Annotated in this window: 22 protein-coding genes and 1 pseudogene; 13 read left to right on the top strand and 10 right to left on the bottom strand. The window is 44.3% G+C overall.

Annotated features, from left to right (window positions below):
• Positions 1-29: 29 nt before the first annotated feature.
• From hflX to BK120_RS16535, 3 genes are all read right to left on the bottom strand, one after another.
• Positions 30-1,295: a GTPase HflX gene (gene hflX, locus BK120_RS16545; RefSeq protein ID WP_076268582.1), complete on the bottom strand. Its 1,266-nt coding sequence runs from the start codon at positions 1,293-1,295 to the stop codon at positions 30-32.
• A 431-nt stretch (positions 1,296-1,726) separates the two neighbouring features.
• Complete coding sequence (locus BK120_RS16540; protein ID WP_076268581.1) at positions 1,727-4,684, bottom strand: DEAD/DEAH box helicase; 2,958 nt, start codon at positions 4,682-4,684, stop codon at positions 1,727-1,729.
• On the bottom strand, positions 4,681-5,892 hold the full coding sequence (locus BK120_RS16535; protein ID WP_076268580.1) for a hypothetical protein: 1,212 nt from the start codon (positions 5,890-5,892) through the stop codon (positions 4,681-4,683). Before BK120_RS16535 ends, BK120_RS16540 begins: the two co-directional genes overlap by 4 nt.
• A 194-nt stretch (positions 5,893-6,086) precedes the next feature.
• Between BK120_RS16535 and BK120_RS16530 the strand changes: the two genes are divergently transcribed.
• The 10 genes from BK120_RS16530 (at position 6,087) to BK120_RS16485 (ending at position 13,146) form a co-directional block, all read left to right on the top strand.
• Positions 6,087-6,404 carry a thioredoxin family protein gene (locus BK120_RS16530; protein ID WP_083682069.1) on the top strand — a complete coding sequence of 106 codons (318 nt, stop codon included), beginning with the start codon at positions 6,087-6,089 and terminating at the stop codon, positions 6,402-6,404.
• Between the two features lie 145 nt (positions 6,405-6,549).
• Positions 6,550-6,780: a hypothetical protein gene (locus tag BK120_RS16525; protein ID WP_053373130.1), complete on the top strand. Its 231-nt coding sequence runs from the start codon at positions 6,550-6,552 to the stop codon at positions 6,778-6,780.
• 250 nt (positions 6,781-7,030) lie between these two features.
• Positions 7,031-7,210 (top strand): hypothetical protein, encoded by a 180-nt coding sequence (locus BK120_RS16520; protein ID WP_076268579.1) that lies wholly within the window; start codon positions 7,031-7,033, stop codon positions 7,208-7,210.
• 200 nt (positions 7,211-7,410) lie between these two features.
• A complete protein-coding gene (locus BK120_RS16515) occupies positions 7,411-8,064 on the top strand; it encodes a polysaccharide deacetylase family protein (protein ID WP_076268578.1) in 654 nt (217 codons plus the stop codon).
• A gap of 193 nt (positions 8,065-8,257) precedes the next feature.
• Complete coding sequence (locus BK120_RS16510) at positions 8,258-8,647, top strand: hypothetical protein (RefSeq protein ID WP_076268577.1); 390 nt, start codon at positions 8,258-8,260, stop codon at positions 8,645-8,647.
• 136 nt (positions 8,648-8,783) lie between these two features.
• Positions 8,784-9,824, top strand: coding sequence for a serine hydrolase domain-containing protein (locus BK120_RS16505; RefSeq protein ID WP_179089815.1), 1,041 nt, complete (start codon positions 8,784-8,786; stop codon positions 9,822-9,824).
• Positions 9,825-9,878: 54 nt separating this feature from the next.
• A complete protein-coding gene (locus BK120_RS16500; protein WP_076268576.1) occupies positions 9,879-10,607 on the top strand; it encodes a metal-dependent hydrolase in 729 nt (242 codons plus the stop codon).
• The gene (locus BK120_RS16495) at positions 10,591-11,151 is read left to right on the top strand and encodes a nucleotidyltransferase family protein (RefSeq protein ID WP_076268575.1); all 561 of its coding nucleotides are present in this window, start codon (positions 10,591-10,593) and stop codon (positions 11,149-11,151) included. The genes BK120_RS16500 and BK120_RS16495 overlap by 17 nt, the downstream gene beginning before the upstream one ends.
• Positions 11,152-11,226: 75 nt before the next feature.
• Entirely contained in the window at positions 11,227-11,994 is a 768-nt protein-coding gene (locus BK120_RS16490; RefSeq protein WP_076268574.1) for a hypothetical protein, read from the top strand.
• 165 nt (positions 11,995-12,159) lie between these two features.
• Positions 12,160-13,146: a cation diffusion facilitator family transporter gene (locus BK120_RS16485; protein WP_076268573.1), complete on the top strand. Its 987-nt coding sequence runs from the start codon at positions 12,160-12,162 to the stop codon at positions 13,144-13,146.
• A 136-nt stretch (positions 13,147-13,282) separates the two neighbouring features.
• Here BK120_RS16485 and BK120_RS16480 read toward each other — a convergent pair whose 3' ends face one another.
• From BK120_RS16480 to BK120_RS35965, 7 genes and pseudogenes are all read right to left on the bottom strand, one after another.
• Positions 13,283-14,116, bottom strand: coding sequence for a PIG-L deacetylase family protein (locus BK120_RS16480; protein WP_076268572.1), 834 nt, complete (start codon positions 14,114-14,116; stop codon positions 13,283-13,285).
• A gap of 36 nt (positions 14,117-14,152) precedes the next feature.
• Positions 14,153-14,998, bottom strand: a complete 846-nt coding sequence (locus BK120_RS16475) for a carbohydrate ABC transporter permease (protein WP_076268571.1) — start codon at positions 14,996-14,998, stop codon at positions 14,153-14,155.
• Between the two features lie 42 nt (positions 14,999-15,040).
• Positions 15,041-15,910: a carbohydrate ABC transporter permease gene (locus BK120_RS16470; RefSeq protein WP_256710918.1), complete on the bottom strand. Its 870-nt coding sequence runs from the start codon at positions 15,908-15,910 to the stop codon at positions 15,041-15,043.
• Between the two features lie 96 nt (positions 15,911-16,006).
• Positions 16,007-17,281: an ABC transporter substrate-binding protein gene (locus BK120_RS16465; RefSeq protein WP_076268569.1), complete on the bottom strand. Its 1,275-nt coding sequence runs from the start codon at positions 17,279-17,281 to the stop codon at positions 16,007-16,009.
• A 129-nt stretch (positions 17,282-17,410) separates the two neighbouring features.
• Positions 17,411-18,637: an ROK family protein gene (locus BK120_RS16460; RefSeq protein ID WP_076268568.1), complete on the bottom strand. Its 1,227-nt coding sequence runs from the start codon at positions 18,635-18,637 to the stop codon at positions 17,411-17,413.
• An 85-nt stretch (positions 18,638-18,722) separates the two neighbouring features.
• Positions 18,723-19,616, bottom strand: a complete 894-nt coding sequence (locus BK120_RS16455; RefSeq protein ID WP_076268567.1) for a hypothetical protein — start codon at positions 19,614-19,616, stop codon at positions 18,723-18,725.
• Positions 19,617-19,658: 42 nt separating this feature from the next.
• Positions 19,659-19,838: pseudogene (locus BK120_RS35965) on the bottom strand (family 4 glycosyl hydrolase); the annotation flags it as partial.
• 365 nt (positions 19,839-20,203) lie between these two features.
• On the opposite strand from BK120_RS35965, the gene BK120_RS16450 reads away from it, so the two are divergent.
• The 3 genes from BK120_RS16450 (at position 20,204) to BK120_RS16440 (ending at position 23,173) form a co-directional block, all read left to right on the top strand.
• Positions 20,204-21,148, top strand: a complete 945-nt coding sequence (locus BK120_RS16450; protein WP_076268566.1) for an acetamidase/formamidase family protein — start codon at positions 20,204-20,206, stop codon at positions 21,146-21,148.
• Positions 21,149-21,324: 176 nt separating this feature from the next.
• A complete protein-coding gene (locus tag BK120_RS16445; protein WP_076268565.1) occupies positions 21,325-21,750 on the top strand; it encodes a MerR family transcriptional regulator in 426 nt (141 codons plus the stop codon).
• 10 nt (positions 21,751-21,760) lie between these two features.
• Positions 21,761-23,173 carry an MDR family MFS transporter gene (locus BK120_RS16440; protein WP_256710917.1) on the top strand — a complete coding sequence of 471 codons (1,413 nt, stop codon included), beginning with the start codon at positions 21,761-21,763 and terminating at the stop codon, positions 23,171-23,173.
• The last annotated feature ends 39 nt before the right edge of the window (positions 23,174-23,212 follow it).

Raw genomic sequence — 23,212 nt, 5'->3', positions numbered from 1 at the left:
ATTACCCTTTTGGACAGCCTCCTTTTTTCTTAAAGCACTGTTACTTCATTCCGGTACCTTTCAAAATCAGATACCCGGCATTCCAGCTTCATCCGAGTACCTTCTGCTTCGTATTCCGTTGCATGCACATGCGCATGCTCGTTAAAGTAAGCAACCAAGCGCCCTTGGTTGAACGGAATCAACAGCTCGCATTCCATATAGTCGTCAAAGACATGATCGCGAATAAGCTGAATAAGCTCATTTAGTCCAATATTCTTTTTGGCGGATAGGTAGACGTTGTTATCACGTACTTCTGGATAAGGATGCTCCGTCAGATCACATTTATTGTAAGCATAAATCGTTGGGAGATTGTAAGCCCCCAGCTCCTTTAACGTCTCATTCGTAACCGCAACAAGCTGCTCATAATCGTCATGGGCGTAGTCGACGACATGTACGAGCAAATCAGCTTCAGTTACTTCCTCTAAAGTTGAGCGGAAGGCCTTCACCAGGTGATGGGGAAGCTGGCTTACGAAGCCGACCGTATCTGTGAGCAGGAATGATTTGTTGTCAGGCAAATCAATACTGCGAACCGAGGTCTCCAGCGTCGCAAAAAGCATATCCTTGGCAAATACCTGCTTCGTTGTTTCTGGATTGTATTTCTCAAGCAAAGCATTCATCAAGCTGGATTTCCCCGTATTCGTATAACCGACGAGACAGACGACAGGCACCTCGTTCTTCTGCCGCTGCTTCCGCTGAATTTGACGGCGAGCTACCAGCTTCTCAAGCTCGGCTTGCAAAGCGGTGATGCGCTCTTCGATGCGTCTGCGATCCAGCTCAAGCTTCGTTTCACCAGCGCCTCTGTTCTTGAGTCCAGCTCCACCGCCTTGCCGCCCCAAGGATGCGCGAAGTCCGACAAGCCTAGGAAGCATATATTGAAGCCGAGCAACTTCGACTTGCAGCTGGGCTTCTCTTGTTTTGGCGCGCTCCGCAAAAATATCCAGAATGAGTATCGTTCGGTCAATGACCGTCCGCTCCAAAGCGGCTTCCAAATTACGAATTTGAGAGTGGGAGAGCTCATCGTTGAAAATAACGACATGCGCGTCATGCGCTTCGAGCAGGGCCAGCAGCTCTTGGATCTTTCCAGTCCCAATATAGTGAGATGGGTTAATGCGTGCTGCCTTTTGGCTTAGTTCATCAACGACCTCGATATAACAAGCGGAAGCTAGATTGCGAAGCTCCTCCATGGAGTATTCAAAGTCGGTTTGATTTTGAAGCTGAACTCCGACGATAATCGCCTTTTGTTTTGGTTGTTCCATTATTCATCATCCTTTTAACGGTTATTTAAAAAATAAAAAACACAGGCAGCTCTGCCTGTGTTCACCGTTATAGGTAAGAGGGTATCAGTAAAAATATCCATAAGGAATCGAGTATCCCTTATCAATATGGATTGATGGCCTTCCATATACGCTGAAATAAACGTATGGAAATTCCGCTCTAAAGGCGAATACGCGAGTTGGGATGCTCCCTACAATAGTCGACGTATTCTGTTTATATGGGTTACCTTCAAAATGGGCAGACCTATCCTGAGTCCCCTGCACACAGGCAGAGCTTTGGCGCTATTCAATTAGCAGCTGCGCAAAGACCTAACTCGGATATAGTCTATCACACGTAACCCTCCGTTCATTTAAATTAGCATCAGTGTAGCACAAAGGGCTATTTCACGGCAAGTCAAAAGGAAAAGAATCCCTTATGAATCGCTCCAATCCTGACGCAAAGTGAAGAGCTCCTTCAGCTCATCGGTTGACAGCTCCGTGATCCAGCCCTCAGAGCTGGAGATGACATTTTCGCTGAGCTGCTGCTTATTTTCGAGCATCTCATCGATGCGTTCCTCCAACGTGCCAAGCGAGATAAATTTATGAACCTGAACGTCACGCGTTTGACCCATGCGGTACGCGCGGTCGGTTGCTTGGTTCTCCACAGCAGGATTCCACCAACGGTCAAAATGGAATACATGATTAGCAGCGGTCAGGTTAAGCCCGACGCCGCCAGCCTTAATCGACAGAATGAACACATTAGGCTGCTCTTCCGGCGGCAATTGTTGCGATTGGAACCGCTCAATCATGCGGTCCCGCGCCAGCTTGGAGGTGCTGCCATTCAAATATAATATCGGCTCCTGCAGCTCCTGCTGCAGCACGCTTTGAAGCATTTCCCCCATACCGAGGTATTGCGTGAAAATAAGGCAGCGTTCGCCTTCATCTCTCAGTTCTCTCACCATGGCGAGCAGCCGCTCAAGCTTAGCTGATCGGCTTATGATCCGCTCTGTATCCATTTGCTCGCCAGCGGGCGCAGAGCTGTCCACCAAAGGTTCTTTGGTTAGCAGCATCGGATGATCGCATAGCTGCTTCAGCTGCATAATGGACGATAAAATGGCGCCTTTACGTTCGATGCCTTCAAGCTTTTGCATGCGATCCATAAGCTGATTAACGGTTTGATTATAAAGCGCGCCTTGCTCGGCTGTGAGATGAATATACGTTTTCATTTCGTTTTTGTCCGGCAAATCAAGCTGGATCGCGGGGTCCTTCTTCTTGCGCCGCAGCATGAATGGCTTAACTAGCTTCTGCAAGTCTGCGGTGCGCTGAACATTGCGTTCCTTTTCAATAGGATTGCTGAAGCGGTGCTGGAAACCATGTGCACTCCCCAGAAACCCCGGATTCATGAAATCATAGATGGACCACAGCTCCGATAAACGATTCTCGATCGGCGTGCCCGTCAAAGCGATACGATGCTTCGCAGTAAAGCTGCGAACGGCTGCGGATTGTTTCGTTTGTGCGTTCTTTATATTTTGTGCCTCATCCAAGCAAATCGCTGCAAAGGTAATATCCTTCAGCATGTCCTGATCAAGTGTAGCGGTGGCGAATGAAGTTAGTATGACATCAGCGTTCCGCATTTCCTCAAGGAAATGTTCTCCTACGAGGCGCCTGCTTCCGTAATGAAGCATGACGCGCAGTGAGGGTGCAAAGCGGCTTATCTCCTTCTGCCAGTTGCCCAGAACAGAGGTTGGGCAAATGATGAGCGATGGCATGTGTTGCTCCGACTCTGCTGCGCTCTCCTTGAGATTGAGCAAATAGGCGATAAGCTGAACCGTCTTGCCAAGACCCATGTCGTCGGCCAAGCATGCGCCAAGTCCGAATCGTCGTAAAAAGGACAACCAAGCGTAACCTTCCTGCTGATAAGGTCGAAGCTCGGCACGCAGCCCGGCAGGAACAGCAAGCATAGGCCATTCGGTTCGTTGATTTAGCTGGCTGACCAGCGTCATCAAATGCTCGTTCAGCTCAACTTCCAGTTGAATACGATGCTCTTGCTCTGCTTCGTTTTCTTGCTCAGGCTGATCTTCCCCATGCTCGTTGCCGCTTCCCAAAAGATGCAGCTGAAGAACATCTTGAAATGATAAACCTTCGGCGCGGTCAATGCCCGACATCGCTTTGCGAATTTGCGCAAGCAAGGCGGGATCAAGCGAAACCCACTGTCCTCGGAAGCGAACGAGCCGCTCATTCCGGGCAACAAGCTCATTAAACTCGGATTCAGTCAGGTCAGTGTCTCCAATGGCAATGCGCCAATCGAATTCGATTAGTGTATCCAGTCCAAATAATGATTCACCGGAGCCCTCTTCTCGTTTACTCGTGCTGACCTTAGCGCGAAGGCGTGGTTTCTTACGGCTGGCGGTTTCCCACCAAGCGGGAAGCAGTACCTGCCAGCCCGCGTCTAATAAACGGGGGCTATCTACGGCAAGGAACCGCCAAGCGGCATCATTTTTCAAGGGGACGTTTAAAATATTGTCACGATTGCCCGCTAGCAGGTTTGTTGGCAGGCAAGCACGCAGACGCTCCAACCAGCCTGAGGAACGCTCACGAATAGAAGGCGACCAAGAAGCAGGCCACGAGCCGTAAGCTTCGCCTGTATCAGACAATTTAACGGGTACAATAACCGCTTGATCGAGCTTGTCCTGCAAAATAAGCTTAAGCTGCCACGGGTCATCCACAGCAACGGGCTCGACAAGCTGAAGCATTGGCCGAAATGGAGCTTGATCGGCTTTCCAGCCAATGGCGATCAGCCATGCCTGTGCATCAAGTCCGGCGGTTATGCCATCCTTGGCAAAGAGGAGCGGGTATTCCCTGCGCAAATCAGCAGCAGTCGTTTCTGTGCCATAATAAGCGTCAAATACAGCAGCAGAAAAAGCAGCAAGCAATCCCGTCTTAAAGCTATCGTCTGTTTGCGTTTTTCTGATCATGCTCTGAATTTGTTCGTTTATTGCAGCATTATCCCAGCTCCATTGGAGCTTTCCTGTACGGAATGCTGAGAAGCTTGGTATAAAGCGATGCGCAGTTATTTCAGCTGCTAACAAGGGGGCGAGCGCAACAAGCATTCCGGCTTGCTCTTCCCATATCCATTCCACATGCTCAAGCACCGTGTTTTCCGCAAAAAAAGGAATAACCTGCTCGGCTGGAAGCAAAACAAGCTCTAGTCCTTCAACCTGCTGTACTTCGAGTTCTGTGCCGTAAAAGGAAGGCGTATGCCAGGCGAACAAGCTGTGCTTCAAGCTGACGCCGGGCAGGAAGTCACTCATGCCGCTCATTCCGTATAGGAGAGCATCACCATGAGTCGTTAAACTAGCGTATACCGTAATTGTTTTTGTAAACTTGCTCATGGTATAAGTTTTCCTTTCCGAAGCTCTTCCTGAAGCGCACGAAGGCGGCTATGGTTAGAAGCGAACGCTGTAATAAACGTTTCCCAGCGCTCCTCGTCTTTCCTTTTCTTGTACAGCTTAGCCAGCCGTTTGAGCAGCTTCACAGCAGTTTTGTAGCCAGGCCTATTTTTGAGCAGCACATATCTTTCCACAGCCTGATGATAAAAGGGCAGCAGCAGCTCCGGCGCATGTTTCTCAATAGGGGCGAACACTCCAACGCGATAGTCAAGCGGCTCGGTTCCCGTGCTGAGCTGATAATCAATCCATTGCTGCCATTTGGCATGACGGAGCAGTTTTCCTTCGTAAATAGAACTAGCGTAGGGAAGCGATTGAATGAGAGGCGCCCACATCAGCTGCTCCGCATCTGGAATATGTTCAATTACATCGTCCCAGTAGCTATAAAAGATTTCCAAGGCGTTAATTCGGCTTTTCTCTATATACGGCTTCGTTTCCACTAACCAATTCGATAACCGCTGCCATTGCTCTTTTTCAGTCATTATGGTTAAGACATGGAATAAGTCACTTGGACGAAGCTCGTTACCGCTGCTTATTTCCTTTAGTTTGCTACACGCCTCTTCGTCGCGTTGTAAGAAGAAGTTCATCCACACCTCGGCAAGCAGAAAAGGGTAGCGGGAGAGCGCTGAGCCGGGCTTTAAAGATGCGGCATTCAATTGCTGCAGCTCTTCTAGACATAGGCTCATATCGTTCTGGTTAGGGATAATCCAGTATTGCCATAACCAAAAATAAGGATCGGAGAAATACGTCTTTGATCCTGATTCCACCAGCATGAGCCTGCGCAAAAAGGCTAATGTTTCTTCTAGGCACTGCCAATAGCCGGGCCCATCGGCAGGATCGGATTTTTTTTGCATGAGCTCAGCAATAGCAAGCTGTACATCAGCAATAGCAGCATGTGTATGGAAGCCGATAAAGGAGCCGGAATGTCCCTTTTGATCGGGAATAAGATTAAGCAGCAGCATCAGAATATGAAGATGAGCATGCAGCTCGAATAGATTATTTTGTGCAGAAGAAAGCGTAGGCTTTATCTGATTAATTGCTGTAATTGCACTATGTACATATGCGGCATTTCGAGTAAGGTCAGACAGAGACTCGGTACGAGATTTAAACAGTGCGTGCCACTCTGCGACGTTCATTTGTTCAATTGGTTTCATGACGAAGTGGTCTCCCTAACGAATAAAATCATTTTACGAATCAGCTAATTATACCATTTATTTCGTTTATAGCTTGGAGTATAAAGTGCATGTACGCTTCAGTTTGTCTTTCCTAAAGCACCAAAACATTTTACAATATAAATACGGCAACAAATGAACGACTGTCTTTAATCGGAAGAAAGGAAAGATGACAGATGGCAATTCAAGAAATCCAAGAAGAAGACTGGCTAAAGCTTAATCGGATAGGGAATGGTAAGGATGCGCTGCTTTTTTCTTCACCATTTTGCGGAACCTGTAAGGTAGCCGAGCGGATGCTGGAAATTGTGGAAGCTGCTGAGGTTCCAACGACCTTGTATAAAATAAATATAAATTACGCCCCCCAGCTGCGAAATGCTTGGAAAATTACGAGTGTGCCTTGCCTTGTTTTATTGAAGAACGGAGAGCCTTATCAGTTTGAATATGCGATGCGTTCAGTTGATTATTTGTATAAACTTATGAAGAACATGGATTAATGGGGAGGATTTCTCCGTAGAACGGCCGAAATATATTTTTATTTACTATAAAATTTTTATCAGGCGAAGATTATAGTGCTGTTCGTGTTATAATTGAGAGGTGCAGTCAATAAAGACCATTGACTATGATAAAGGAGTCGGAAATATGCAGGTAGTATTTGAAGACTGGGATCAAAAAGTAAAAAAAACATTTAACGCAACGAGCAAGCAGGTTGTATTAACCGTTACCGAGGCCGGTGACCTGTTAGGCCTGACTAAGGACCAGATGAAGGTTTATGTGCTTAAGCATAACCTCACTAAGGTTGCGATCAATCGCAGCGTCCACAGATATCTATTACTGAAAAGCGAAATAGATGAGATCCTAGGTAAAGCCTAATAATTGCGATAAACCACAGCCAAATATGGGCTGTGGTTTTTTGTTGTGTTTACATCCCATCTGAGGAGGTGTGGACGTTATATGGAGGATATGGCAGGATGTTTTCGAATGACTGCTGCTCGTTTCCGCTCAGTCCGCCTTAGTCAGCATTATTAGAAATAACGCCACTGGTTGCTGTTTTTCAATAGGAGTCGTATTCGTTATACTTAAAACGACCGATTGGAAAACATTATCTGGAGGGTGATTTTACTTGACTTATATGGACATGTTAGGACGTCGGAGCATCATTTTGAAGCGGAATATCGGCAATTTAATTATTAAAGACAACAAGCAGGGACTCAGCACGCAGGAAAGTCATTTTTACCAAAGCATGCTCAAGGAATGGCATCAGAATGCCAATGAATTGAATTCAGCTAGAAAACATTCTTAGTTGATAGGTAATTATTGAAATTACATGACTTGCAAAAAAAGCCGGGTGTCATTCTGACATTCGGTTTGCTGTGTGTAATTTTTGTATATAGCTACAAATGAAGTTCTTTTAGGAATGAAGAGTAAATGAAAAGGAATGCTTATGGTATACTACATAGATGATAAAGGTTGGCAGCAATAATTAAACGGGGGTTTCTTGCTATGTTGGCGGTTGAAAAAGCGGTGTACCTCACGATAGATGAAGGTCCTGCTGAAGATTTTATGCAAAAGGTCAATTTTCTGAACGCAAAAGAGATTCGGGCGATTTGGTTTTGTATGGGTGAAGCATTGGAAAGCTGCTCTGAGGAAGCGATAGCTGCGATTAAAGCAGGCCATATCATTGGGAATCGCGGTTATGATCATGCAGATTTCTCTGTTATCGGCTTACAAGACGTAAGAGGACAGATCGAGCGAACCGACCGTATTATAGATGAGCTGTACAATAAAGCAGAAACGATCAGGCCTTCCAAGCTGTTTCGTTTTCCATTTATGCAGCAGTTGTTAGACGAAATGAAGGATGATCATTTCGAAGGTATTCAGCGTGTACTGGATGAGCTGGGCTATCAGCAGCCGTCCTTCGAGAATGGTACCCCAAAAAGCGGACTGCATGTGGATTGTACATGGGATACGTTCGATTTTGAGCCGGCGGACGTTATGGACCAGCATCATGATTTACAAGCAACAAGCGGACAAATTATTATGATACACGACTGGATCTCGGTTGCTCCTTTTCAAGCATTAATGGATAAGCTGCTTGCAAAAAATGTAGTTTTTCAGCTTCCTAAGGAAACGGCTCTTCAAATCGCAGCCATTTAGCAAGCAAATCGCATAATCAAAAAGGAGTACAGCTCGTCTCTATGATTTCATAGCAGCGGCGAACGGTACTCCTTTTTTGCTGCGAGCAGTTATTGCTGAATTCATGCTAGGTAAACCAGAATGAACGAAACAAAGTAAGCGCTTCATGCGTTTAAGTAAAAAAGAACATTTATTCAAGAGGGGGCAATGGTTGATGCACTGGATTCCCGCTGACAGAAGCGGCAGGTGGTGGCTACTAGCTGGAGCATCCACCTTGCTTGTTAGCCTGTTATTATGGTTGATTCGTTTTGTTATATTAGGCCAGCCTTTCACAGGCATGCACGCTTTCCGATTTATGCTGCTCGCAGCCATATTATCTTTTTTATTCGGTTTTATCGGCTGGCTTGGAGCGAGAAAGCTGTGGCTGTTCTCCAATCTTGGGATGCTAATTGGTCTTATGCTGATGGCTATGTATTCCAAAGGTTTGACTGGATGGGAGGACCTAATTAGTTTCCTCGTATTTTTAGAAGCAGTAGCAGGAGGTTTTATGGCAGGGCTGATTGTTGAAGGTGTTTATTTCTTTAGACGGCTATCAAAGAAATAATAGGCTGCCATAAAAATGTTGCAACTGGCTGTTGCTTTTTCCCGTCATACAGAGTGAAATGGAATAATGAGGTAAAAATTATTCTAATTTGTTTGGTGACGGAGCTGATCTTATGTGCCAAGAGGCAATGATAAGTTTGGAAATAGAAGAAAAAATGAAGTTGACTGGTGTTCCGGGATTAGGAATTGCCGTTCTTCAGCATGGACAAATGGTGTGGCAAGGAAGCTATGGCGTACTTGAAGCGAGCATGCAGCAAAAGGTGACAGAGGAAACTTTGTTTCCTGCCTGCTCCATCAGCAAAATGGTTACGGCTATTGGTGTGCTTCGTTTAGTCCAGGAGGGCGTGCTTAGCTTGGAGGAGGATGTTAATCGTTACTTAGTTTCCTGGCAGGTGCCCGAAAACCAGTTCACTCAGCAGAGGAAAGTAACGCTGCGCAGTTTGCTGGCACATCAATCGGGAATTGTGGATGCACGGGGGAGCTATGAACCGTTGCAGAAGCAAGACCCTTTCCCTACGCCTAGAGAGCTGCTCTTAGGAGCAACGAAATATCATTCCAAACCAGTTGAGGTTGCTCACCTGCCAGAGAGTCGATTCTCTTACTCGGATGCAGGTTATTCTGTTTTGGAGCAAATTCTTGAGGATGTGTCAGGAGAAGCCTTTTCGGCTGCTATGGAGCGGCTTGTTATGAAGCCGCTTGGCTTAAAACGAACTATTTTCTGGGATGGTATTGCAAACGAGTCGCTGAACACATCCATGGGTCATGATAAACGGGGACAGGTGGTTGAAGGGAAGAGAGCGCACTATCCCAATTTATCCGGAGCCGGCTTATGGACAACGCCTTCTGAATTGCTAGTATTGGCACGCGAGGTCGTGAAAGCTTGGAATGGCGATCCTAATGGTATTTTGCGGCCAGCGATGGCTAGAATAATGCTTACGGGTTATGCGAGCGATAAAGGTGCAGGCTTAGGCGTATTTCTTCCTGATGCTGGAGAGCAGCTCTGCTTCGTTTCTCAAGGCTGGGGAGTTGGTTCTCAAAGCAAGCTGGCTGGATACCCGCGCCAAGAAAGCGGTATTGCAGTAATGATGAATGCAGAGCCAGGTAAACCTCAAAACGAGTCGTTGATCAGTGAGGTCATTCAGGAGTTATGCAAGCATTATGAACTGCCGATAGTGTAGGCTGCTTCTTCGAGAATCATATATCAAATTTTATAATTTGATTGAAAGGTGAATATGGAGAATATTTCAGGTCATATCATACACGTCTTTTTACATTTTGTTGTAGGCGCCAGCTTGGCCTATTTATTTTGCGGGAAAGCGGCTGCATCCACTGTGAATCGCAAGGTTCTCTTGATTTTCGGCGGTGCAGCTGCTATTTCTCCTGATATTTCGAAGCTTTACGGAGACCTGCTTGGCCACTCCATTTGGCTCGTACCTGTGATTGGTTTGTTTTTTGCTGCATGTTATCATGCATTCCAGAAGAAAATTTCGTTTAAGAAGGCTTGGCTGATATTGTCTATATGTGTTTTTAGCCATTTATTTATAGATTTTATCGGCAATGGCGTAGCTCCCTTTTATCCCTTTATTAAAACGGAGTCTGATTTCTTTATTGTAAATAGAAACGACCCTGTTCTTTTAATTACGCTGACCACTGCTCTTATTATCGGGGCATCTACTCGGAGAAGAAGGCGTATTTTTTTATCAGGACTAATCCTTGTTGCTTTGTATCTTGGAGGGTTGTCGTTCTCGAAGCTGCAATTGCAGCATGCATTAGAAAAAAAGTATAAGAACGAAAACATCTATGTCATGCTCACCTTTCCAAGAGAGGGCTTTAAGTGGTCATTCATGGTGAGGACGGATGAAACAAGTGTCGACGGTTATTCGCCAATTGCAGGCTTGGACATACATATTGAACAAGAAATGAACAAATCAGGAGAGTGGATCAATGTTGATAAACAGTGAAGAGGATATTATGCAGCTTGTATATAGAGATGAGTGGATGATGAACATCTTACGAGAGGTTAGTACGCTCGAGCTTCCAGATTGGTGGGTATGTGCAGGTTTCGTTCGCAGCAAAATTTGGGATACCCTTCACGGATTTACGGAACGAACGCCGCTGGCCGATGTTGATGTCGTTTATTTCGATCCTTCCAACATAGACGAGCAGATAGAGAAACAGCTGGAAAACACATTAAATCAGATGAACCCTCACGTACCTTGGTCCGTTAAGAACCAAGCTCGAATGCATGTAATCAATAACAATCCTCCGTATTCCAGCTCCACAGATGCCATTTCCAAATTTCCAGAGACCGTAACCGCTCTAGGATTGAAAGTAGATCAGCATGACAAACTTGTGTTAACTGCTCCTTGTGGGATAGAGGATGTTCTAGAAATGATTGTTAGACCATCACCTTTTTACTTGGATTACGAGGATCGAATCGCCATTTATGAGAAGCGGCTTGAGCAAAAGAGGTTTCAAGAGCGCTGGCCTAAAGTACGCCAATGAAAGCACGGTATTATTTGCAAAGAGGAGGATACTCCATCAAAAGCAGCTCTACCTAAATGTTAGGAGGAGAACGCTGTGAAACCGGCAAATGGATGGATATTGATCATCGTAATCATGTTATGGCTTGCGGTTGGCTGCGAGAATAGTGTTCAGCAAGCAAATGAACCAAAACCTATTCTCCCTATTCTCAATCAGGTTCAATCGGTTACCGTTACAAGTATCAATGGTTTCTCAGAAGGGCTTTCTCGGCTTGAACAACAGGCGGATATAGCCCTTTTGCTGCAGGGCATGATGGATGCCCACCCGTCTTATATTGATGATCCGGAACCATCTGGTCTAATGTATGAGGTAGAAATGAAGAGTGACAAGCAAACTCAAACCTATACCGTCAATGATCTGCGAACAACTGACTCGCTTGATACGGGTGTAAAAATCTATACAAAGGACAACGACGGTCAAAGCCATGCATGGACGCTTCCGAGTGAATGGATTCGGTTGCTGCTCGGTTTAAATGCTGTTGATCTTGAGGAGCCGATCCTGTCCATTAGTGCGAATGAGGACAGCAGTAGCGTTATTGTGTTATCGAATCGCAATATGAAGCGTGAAACCGTCCGCGATGCGATTGCAAATACGCTTGCATTCAGCGGGATGGCAGCGAATGAGCAGCCGAAGTATGACATATATTGGAGTGACTCGCAACGATTTGTTGTCAGGTTCACGAACCTAACAGCAAAGAGTGCTGTGCAATTTCAGCTAGATGCTGTGCAAGCGGAGACGGAGGAGTCGTTTGTAAATAAGTCTCAGAAAGACCAGAATCATGCGACTTTGATGGGTAGAGCATGATGCTAAGGACTTCAAAAACGAAGGAGTAAGTTGTCTCTGACATAATAAAAAGCTTTTTTCCGTTTATCCTATTGCCTGTGTGGGTAAGCATAAAATAGCAGTGCTGGGATTGAAAGCAGGCAATAGTGGAATGGTAATGGTAAATAAAATGTTGCGGGGGAGAAAATGGAGCCTAAAGCAGAACGTCAAAGTTTTATGCAGCTTATAAAGAAAGGGAATAAATCTTCCGCTGTAGCGATGATCGGCAATGCGTTTATCGCCGCCATAAAAGGGTTCGCAGCGGCCTTCAGCGGCAGCGGCGCGATGTTTGCTTCCGCCATGCATTCATTGGCAGATGCGATAAACCAAGGGTTTGTTTTTGCCGGAAGCATTCTTGCCGAGAAAAAACCGACGCCGAGGTTTCCAACCGGCTTTGGGCGTGTCATCAATATTTTTTGTATGATTGCCGTTATCGTCGTTACCATTATGGCTTATGAAACGATTCGTGAAGGCTGGCATCTCATTTTGCATCCAGTTGCAAGTGAAGGTTTTTGGCTAAACATTGGGGTTCTGGTTGTTAATTTAGTTATCGACGGGCTTATATTAGTCAAAGCAATGAAGGAAATTATACACGAAGCGGGAGCGGAGGGGAAAGGTCTCGGTATTTTCTCAGCTGCCTTCAAAAATGTAGGGCGTTCCGCTCCTGCTACACGATTAGTTTTCTATGAGGATCTTGTCGCTGTTTCGGGAGCCGCCTTGGCGATGATCGCGGTCATTATTGCTGCATTTACCTCGTTTAAAACGGTTGATGGTGTTGCAACCCTGTTGATTGGTCTGTTAATGGTTGGTGTTGCTTATCGTGTGGGATACGACAATATGATCGGACTCATTGGTGTTTCTGCCCCGAAGGAAGTAGCAGACAAGGTGTCCCGTATTATTTTTTCCGAACAGAGCGTAACCGATATTTATCAAATGCGCATTCTACAAGAGGGCCGCTATTACCACGTTGAGGCGTACTTGGAGCTGCAACCTGGTTTAACGCTTGCGGTAGCCGATGATATTAAGTTTCTCGTTCGCGCCAAGCTGCTTGAGGACAAGGATATTGCAGATGTGACGTTAGGGATTTTAGAGGATGACGGCAAAAGAAGCTGGAATCCTATTGAATCCAAATAGAAAAGTTGCACCTCCAAAGTTAGATGGTGTCTAACAATGGAGGTGCAGTTCATAGGAGCTGGCTTTTGCTATTTACATGCATTGCAGCTGCCCTGCAACAACGATCCGTTCACGAAGTATATCAAGGTATTTCCTCTTATTGACTCAGCATGGGAAACAACTGCTTCAGCTCCGTATCACTCGGTCTTCTGCCATAATCTGCAATCTCGAATGGCTCTGCATATTTTGTTTTTTCTGACTTCCCATCTTCGTATAGTCGATCCAGCGTCGGAAGCATCTCCGATGAAACCTCAATAAAGCTGCTCCAATATTGCAAAATATAATCCTTCCTAGCATCCCACGTCTGTGGAACCTGATCTAGCAGATTACGCTGCCATGGCGCAAACTCATAGAATTGGGAAGCGTGCGCATCACAGCCAAGCAGCTTCTTCTCAATAACAGAACCAATATCGACGACCAGATCGGGTGAGTAAGCATGCCTCTTTCCGTAGTCCGGCATAAGCAAGAAAAGAGGGGATTGCTCTAAATATGGGGCATCTGGCACAGAATTAGGTACCTTCGCTATAAAATCCGCAGCATCTCTCACAATTCTTCCTGCATTGCGATTATCTACATGTCCTGCACCTTCAGGATGGAAGGTAATGACGACATCGGCCTTCCAATTGCGAATTTGGCGAATAACTTCTTCTCTCACTTCAAAGCTATTCGTCAGACGGCCATCAGATATATTCAATATGCTATAGTCAAGAACACCCAATCGTCTAGCAGCCTCATACGCCTCCTGCGTTCTTCTATCCACGAGCTCTTGTCCGCTAATTGAGTAGTGTCCGCAATCTCCATTGGTTAAGGAAACGAATTTCACTCGGTGTCCCATTTCTGCGAATAAAGCAGAGGTTCCTCCCGCATAAATTTCCGGTTCATCCGGATGTGCAGCAATGACAATTATATTTTTTTGTTGTTGTGTAGACATCTTTTTTCTCTCCTCCTGTATGGTAACCCAAAACCATTATCCCTTTACTGCACCTGCTGTCAGCCCTTTAATAACCGTTTCTTGTGAGAACATGTACAAAACAAGCAGTGGTACGATTGAAATCGTGATGGCTGCCATCATAGCGCCATAATCTGTACCATACGCATTCGATACGAGCGACAAGAGGACAGATATAGGCTGCATCTCTCTTATTGGCAGGTAGACGAGTGGTAGCAAAAGCTCGTTGTATGACCAAAGAAAGACCATAATAGACACCGTTGCAAAAATAGGGAAGCAAAGCGGCAGCGTTATTTTATAATATATTTTCCAAATGGTTGCCCCATCCATGACCGCCGCTTCCTCTAGTTCTCCAGGCAAAGAAGCCATGAAGCCTGTTATCATTAGAATAGCAAAGCTCAAATTGCCAGCTACTTGTGGGAGAATAACGGATAAATAGGTTCCATTCAAACCCAGCTTCTCGATGATAACGAAATTCGGAATAATAACAGCGAACTGCGGCAGCAGCATGCAAATAACAAATATAGACGTGAAATACCCTTTAAATGCAAATTGAAATCTCGCTAGTACAAAAGAAGCCAACCCGCCAAAAAGGGAAACACCTAATACAACGGATCCCGAAATGATCATACTGTTCATAAAGCCTTTAACGACGTTAATATTGCCATACTCGTTCAACTTCAAAAAGTTAAATAAAGAGTAGCTTTGTGGGAGAGCGAATGATTGCGTTAAAATTTCTTCGGACGTTTTGAAGCTATTGAGCAGCACCCATAATAGCGGGATGATCGTTGTGCATGCCCATAAAAGCAGGAGTGCATATACGCCGAACTTGACCGCACCAGGCTTTACTAGTCTGTTAACCATCTAAAATATCACCTTCTCAATTGGGCTGTTTGTAGTTTATCATCAGTAGCTGACAGCCTCTTTTTTAACTAATTTATTTAACACAACGGTTATGACAATACCGAGTATCATCATCGCAATGACGATTGTGCTGGCATAGCCTGCGTTTTGCCCATTAAATGCCTTCGTGTACATGTAAGTACTGAGCAGCTCACTGGAATTCAATGGACCACCCTTGGTCACGATATATACGACATCAAATACTTTCAATGCTCCTGCCGTGGCGAGCGTAAGGCAAGAAGCAATGACATCACGTAATAATGGAAGTGTAATATAGATGGATTTTCTTATTCCTGTAATACCGTCCAGCATAGCTGATTCATAAATATCCTCTGGAATCTTTGACATCCCGGTCAGGAATATAACAAAATAAAATCCAACATACTGCCATAGAATCGGTATGAGTACCAAATAGATAGCGCTTTTCTCCGTCAGCCATATTTGCTCAGACAGACCGAGCCCTCTCATAATGGCATTTAAGAGTCCATAGTCGTAGTTGTAAATGAGCGAGAACATGAGGCCAATCGCCGTACCTGAGATAACAATTGGAAAGAAAAAGACCGTTCTAAAAAACTTAAATCCTCGTTTGATGCTGTCGGTTAGCAACGCGAGGACCAAACCTCCTCCAGCCTGCAGGAATACGGCACCGATTACCAATATAAACGTGTTTTTTAGCGCTATCCAAACAACGGGGTCGTGAATGAGCTGGTTGTAATTGCCAAATCCTATGAACTTCTTCGTATTTGAGAAGTTATACCATTCGGTGAAGCTATAATAAACGGATTGTACGAGTGGATATAAAAGAAAGGTGAATAATAATAGCATCGTTGGCGCCAGGAAAAGCACAATGTATCTCTTGTCCCTGAATATCACAACTGAACGCCTCCTCTTCATAAGCAATAGCTTGGATTACATACTGCCATTTGCCCGGGAGCCGGTGATCCGATATCCCGGGGCATGTTGAAAGAACTACTTGTTTCTGTTGTTTAATTTTGTGGCTTCATCTAGAATTTCCACGGCTGTTTTTCTTCCTGCTGACACATAAGCAATACCTTTTAAGAACTCGGTATACGATTCCCTAGAAACGTAAGAATCGATGGGCATAACGAAATCCTTTGCCTCACTCACCATCTTGTTGCCGTCAATCAGAAGCTGTGCGGTGCTGCTGGATTGTTGTGTATCGACTGCATAAGTTCCGCCTATTGCTGCAAATTTTCCAGCCGTTTCAGGAGATGTCATGAATTTCACAAAAGCTAGAGCCGCATCATATTTGGCTTGATCGGTATTTTTCTTCATATACCAACCAGAACCAAATCCAGATACAATCATATTCTCACCCTTACCACCCGGTACGAGTGGAAATGGTGTAATTTGAAAAGCAGGATTGGTACTCAGACCAGCAGCTGTCCATGAACCGTTGAACATCATTCCCGCTTTCCCGCCTGCAAATAAAGATTGCGCTTTTTCATCATCCAGCGTGAGTGCGTCTTTAGGAAACGCTTTCTTATCATTCAACTCTTTGAAGATCGTTAGAGCTGGCGCCCATGATGGATCGTAAGCCTTTTGTTGTCCCTCTGGCCCAACCTGTGAAAGAACCAAAGCTTCTTGCAGATATGGAGTTGTGAGCGATGTAGCGAATGGTACAATATTATTAGCTGCAAACGTATCTATCGCTTTTATAAAAGCATCATAGGTTGTTGGAGCTTCGAGTTGATACTGGTCGAATAACTCTTTATTCCAGAACAAGCCTTCATAGAAGCCGATATAGGGGAGAGAATAGAGTTTGCCTTCATACTTGACCTTCTCGATGATCCCGCTATTGAATTGCTTCGCCCAATCTGGATCTTTAGCAAATTCATCTTCCCAGGAAACAATTTCTTTCGATTCGGTTAGAATAGCTGTCTCGCTGCCATTGAAATAAAACATCACATCGGCTAGATTGCCAGTTGCTGCATCCGCTTTCACTTTCGTACGCAATGCTTCTTGATTGACCGGCGTTGACTCATCCGTAATTTTGATGCCCTTGTTTTCCTCTTGGAACTGTTTAATAGCTTCCGTCCAAGCTGGAACCCATGGATCAGATCCAGCGAATGATGTCGCTACCCGAAGCGTTATCTCTTTTGTTTTACTCTCGGATGCTCCATTCTCTTCTTGTTTGGATCCCCCGCATGCTGCCATCAGTGCTGCAAATACTACGAAGATAAGTACTAGTGCTGTTGCCTTGCTTGCCACCTTTTTCTTCATTACTCAACTCTCCTTTTAAAATGAATTCATATATTGAAACTTGAACGCGTTCATTTTAAACGTCCAAGGAACAATCTAATTTATCATTGATTAATAAACTTAATTAACTAATTGAAGGGATAGGAGGCTTTATGCCTCCTGCTCCTCCAGCAGTTCACTGAACATAGTCTCCAATCCAATGGCAATCCCGCCAATCAAAACAGCTTTCGTCTTGAGCGCCGTATCCGCGATAGCCGTATTTCCTAGCCCTAATCGCCTAACTTCATCCCGTATTGTATCGGTGTAAGCCGAACCGAGGGTGACGAACCCACCACCCAATATAACGGTATCCAAATCAAGTAAAAATAGCATGTTTGCTATGAAGGCAGCCATAATCTTTGCACAACGCTTCACATGCTTAACGCTTAGGGCATCTCCTTCTAATGTCGCCTTTATAATGTCATTAAAATCGACCTTAGCAATGTCACCATTCACAGCTTTAAGCAGTCTGCTTTCGCCCCCAGCCTCCAGCTCTGCTCTAACCGATCTGACCAAAGCTTCTATTGTAACCAAATCGCGCAACCGAGAGCTCTCAAATATCCCATCTTGTCGTTCCGTATTCTCTGCCTCTACGTTCACGATGTAATTTTCTATTTCACCTGCAAGATGAAATTTCCCCGGATACAACGATCCTCCAAGCACAATACCAAGACCCACACCCACGTCAACGCTTACAAACACAGCATTTGCGTGTCCCTGTGCAGCTCCAAATTTTATCTCACCTAGAACAGCAGAATTAATATCCTTTTGTACCAGTACTCGAACACCAAATTTATTTAGAAGCGGTTCTCTGAAATTCACAGTGCCGAGTCGCTCCAGATACGATCCACACTTTACGATACCTAAATCATTATCCACTTGACCCGGTATAGAGATAGATATAGCAAGCAATTGATTTACTAATACACTGCTCTTAACAAGAAGTTCATCAATCTTGCTTATGATTAGCTCCATTAACTGGTTGATATCATATTGTTCAATATCGAATTTCACTTCTTGAATAATGATTGGATTTAGATTTGAAATGCCCACCGTAATACAAGGATTGCTTAGATCAACGGAGATGATATAGCCAAAGTTATCATTCAACCGCAAACGGCTTGCTTTTCTTCCCACACCTGTGAAGCCGTCCTCTGTTTCCCTTAGAATGCCTAACCTAACCAATTGATCTGCGTTCGTACAAACGCTAGGTACACTCAGCTTCAACAGCTTTGACAGCTCACTTCTTGTAGCGCTTTCATCTCTTCTAATCGCATCTATGATTAAATTTTGATTCATGATTCTTACATGTTTCTGCTTTGCTGATACTTTGGACAAACGACAACCTCTCTTCTAAAATTTATTAATAAATAAACTTAATTAAATAATAAGATTTGCCATTATGATTGTCAATAACTTTTATTTACATATTCACAAACACAATGGCGAGCAAGCCAATGCCTATTCCGATGATGCCGCCACGAGACATTTTTTCTTTAAATAAAACAGCGGAGAGGATCGTTAGAAGCACAATCATACTTCCATTGACGAGCGGAAACAAATGAAGGCCTGACATTCGTCCTGACAAATACGTTATTATCGCATTTCCAGTACCGGTTGATCCTGCTATGGCTACAATGTACAGTGTCAAAATACGAAGCTCTCGTGCAGTAGGAATTGCCTTGCTTTGTCTTTGGAATCCCCCAGTGAAAAGAATACCGATAAGTGAAAATAAGAACGCCGATCCAAATCCTACACACATAAAGGGAATCAGCTCATGCCCCTCAAGTAACGTCTGCTGCCATTTCATGATGATTGGCAAGGTACCATTTAAAATAAAGGCAAGAAGACAATAAACTAACCATTTCATTCCTGCTGCTTCTTGCCCTTTGCTTCCAAACACATTGATGAAATAGAAGGATAGGATAAAAAGAGCAATACCCATAAATTTCATGCCGGTCATCGGTTCATTCCAAAGTACTACACTTGCAACAACAGGCAGAAGCAGGCTTGCTGAGAAATAAAAAGCAGAGTAAGATAACGGTCCCGTATTCATAGCGCAGGAATAAAACAAAACAGTAAGTACAAAAACAAGCCCATAAAACACTCCAAGCACAAGCGTAGCGGTATGGATGCCATTCAAATCTGACATGAGCCATGATACAAAAAAGCCAATAGCAATTATCGCCGTATAAGCCGAACTTCGTTTGAAAAAGGACGATAATCCCTCATTGTTATTCGTGCTTCTCATTTGTTTCAAAGCTAGCGTCTGAATAATGAACATCAGAACAGCGCAAAAGGCCAACAATATATTCAATAGATTCCATCCTTTTTATTCATCTACCATGCAGCGGTAACCTAAACCTGATTTTTTGGCCATTCTTTTGGCTAGTTCACCAACAATCTCCAGCTTATGGCTGCCTTCTTCACTATTAAACAGTCACAGCCCACGTATGAGCATTTCATCATATTTATTTATAAAAACCTCAATAATCTCAAGAATGTATGAGGAACCGCCTCCAATAACCGCTATTTTCAACCCTTTTTTTCTGCTCCGTCATGGTTTGGACTTCCTAAATGGTTGTAACACTAAAACATACACATCACTAATCTATATCTGTTTTTTGGTTCACACTCCTATTCAAATCAAAAAGATATTGGCAAGCGCGTGATCTTCATCCCGCTTAGCCTTACTTCTATTGTAAAATAAAAAAAATCGTTCTTCTTATGATAAAGAACGATTTTATAATACTATCTTACTGTATGTAGTGCAGGGGGGAGGTTCCAACCGTTTGGACAAACAATGCACTAAATTGAGATGGACTCTCTTAATATAACTATTAATTTTCCAATTATGGTAATATACATTTGAAAGATAATTTAGCTTTTTTGGAGGGATCATTCATGACCGTTCACGAAATTGAATTGGCGCAAGGCTCCCTAATTGGCTCGTTTACAACAGAAGTGACTCCGCTGCTCACGATCGAATCAGGTGATTCCATTCGTTTTCAAACGCTGGATGCTGGATGGGGTACGGGTACAAGCAATCAAGATCGCTATAAACCTTTTTCAAGAAGACAGGATATCGATAGTGGTCATGCTTTAATTGGCCCCTTATTTATCAAAGAAGCAAAAAAAGGAATGACCCTTGAGATTAGATTTAATGATATCATTCCAGGATCATACGGCTTTACAGCAGCAGGCCAATATCCAAATTGGCAAAATCAAAAGCTAAAGCTAACCGAATATAAAGAGATTTCGCTCGATTGGAAATTAGACAAGGAATGTATGAGGGGAACCTGTCTCATTAATGACAAATCGTTTACGGTAGAGCTACAACCCTTTATGGGCGTGATTGGGATGCCCCCTGATAGTCTAGGTATTCATTCCACTTTTCCTCCTCGCGCCTGCGGCGGCAATATCGATTGCAAGGAGCTTGTCAAAGGAAGCACATTATATTTGCCGATCTCTGTAGACGGAGGTTATTTATCCATAGGAGATGGCCACGCTCGTCAAGGCGATGGGGAGATTAGTTGTCAGGCGATTGAGTCTCCAATGGATTTGGTTGACGTAACGATAACGGTGAAGGAAGACATCGTTTTGACGAATCCTAGAGCGAATACACCTTCAGGCTGGATTACGTTTGGCTTTCATGAAGACTTAAATGAAGCCACCGTAGAGGCTCTGGATGGGATGCTTGATCTTATGGGTGAATTATATGGTTTAAACCGAGTGGAAGCGATCGCACTAGGAAGCTCGGTTGTTGACTTAAAGATTACTCAAATTGTGAATGGCATTAAAGGCGTTCACGCTTGCTTGCCTCATGGCGTTTTCAAGTCATTGATATAACTGAGATCAAAAAACAGTTTGGAACATGTAGCTATGTTTCAGATTGTTTTTTTGCTTATGAATGGCAAGTTATTTGCACAGCTGCTGCTCCATCACTATTGCACTCCAAAAGTTAACGTTGACGTTAACTGTCACTAAGAGTATGCTTATTGTAGAAAATTCGGAGGTGCTCGACATTGGATTTGCTAAAAATTGAAGAAGTAGCCAAGCGAACTGGATTAACGAAACGCGCCATTCGGTATTATGAGGATTTTGGCTTAATCTCTGCACCGGAGCGGACGCAAGGCGGTATTCGGTTATATTCAGAGGAAAATATAGAGAAAATCAACAAAATACTGCTCGTAAAAGAGGTGCTCGGCTTCTCGCTTGCAGAGCTTCAGCAGTATATGGAGTTTCAATCGCTCATTGAGCAGCAGAAAAGTGAGTATCGTACGAGTGAGGATCGCGAAGCGCGAAAATTGAAGCTTTTCGAAATATCACAGGTGCTCCATAAGGAAAAAATGATGATCGACATGAAAATTAAACGTATGGAGCAGTTTAAAGAAGAACTTACCGAAACAGAGAAGCGTGTACAGAAAGCTTTAGATCAATTACAGGAATAGGAGCATAAATGTGGATACCTCGCAAAAAGCAGCTTCGTCATTTTGGACCATTATGATTGCCGTTTTTTTCGGTAACTTCATGGCCTCTTTGAGTACAACTACGATAAATGTGGCGTTGCCTATCTTTATGGATGATTTCCATGCCAGTTTAAACACGGTGCAATGGATGTTATCCGGTTTTATGATGGCAACAGGTATTATTGCTCCGATTATTGGTTTTATGGGTGATAAATGGAGCTATAAAAAATTATATGTGATCGCGTTAGCAGGTTTTACTTTAACGTCTGCGCTTTGTACCTTCGCATGGAGCATTGAATCTCTCATCGCGTTTCGGATTTTGCAAGGATTCTTCAGCGGAATTATTATGCCCACTACGATGACAATCATTTACCAGACCATCGAGAAATCAAAACAGGCTGTTGCCGTCAGCTTCTGGAGCGTATCAGCGATGCTTGCTCCTGCGCTTGGGCCGACGATAGGCGGATGGCTTGCTGAAATTTACGGCTGGAAATCATTATTTCTAATGAACATTCCGATTGGCATTATTGCTGTGCTTATTGCCGCCAAGTACATTCCTAATTACCGATTAAGCACCGGGATTAAGCTGGATTGGATCGGGTTTGGCGCGGTTCTCATCGGAACAAGCGCGCTGCTGGTCGCATTTAGCGAGGCGCATAATTGGGGCTGGGCAGGATGGCAAACACTCGGAATGATCGCGGCTGGTATAGTCGTGCTTGCTTATTTTGTGGTGCGGACACTGCGAGTCAGCAATCCTTTATTAAATTTGCGAGTACTGAAGATACCGAGGTTTACTTACGGAGTCATCCTAAACTGCTGTATAACGATTTCCTTATATGCAGGCACGTTACTCGTTCCAATCTTCATGCAAAATATTAAAGGGGAGTCGAGCTTTACTACCGGTATGGTCATGCTTCCAGGTACGCTTGCGATGGTATTAATCTCGCTTGCAGTAGGCAGGCTTTATGGCAAAATAGGACCATCGAGGCTAATCTTCATTGGTTTGCTGCTAATGGGATTAGCTACATGGGAGCTTAGCCATGCAAATGTGGCGACAAGCGCGGCATTTATTACGGTATGGGTGGCCATTCGTTATATGGGGATTGGCTTCAGCAACATGCCCGTGACGAACGCTGCGATGTCTGCTGTACCAAGCGTGAATTCAGGTCATGCCTCTGCGGTGATGAACTGGATCAGGCAGGGGACATCCGCGCTATCGATTAGTTTGTTCAGCACGATCCTCTCAGCACAGACGATTGCTCACTTGGAGGACGGTGTATCGTCCAAAACCATTGCGCTGTCGCTTAGCGTTCAGGATGTTTTCCATCTGGGGACGATTATTATTATCTGTTCTATCCCACTTACACTATTGCTGCGGAAACGAAAGGCAGCTGCAGTACAATAAGAAAGAGCGCCGATTGCGGCGCTCTTTCTTATTTCATGG

The sequence above is a fragment of the Paenibacillus sp. FSL A5-0031 genome (assembly GCF_001956295.1).
In the GTDB taxonomy this organism is placed as follows: Bacteria; Bacillota; Bacilli; order Paenibacillales; family Paenibacillaceae; genus Pristimantibacillus.
The sequence above is the reverse complement of the archived record's forward strand: the minus strand, read 5'-3'. Positions and strand labels throughout refer to the sequence as shown.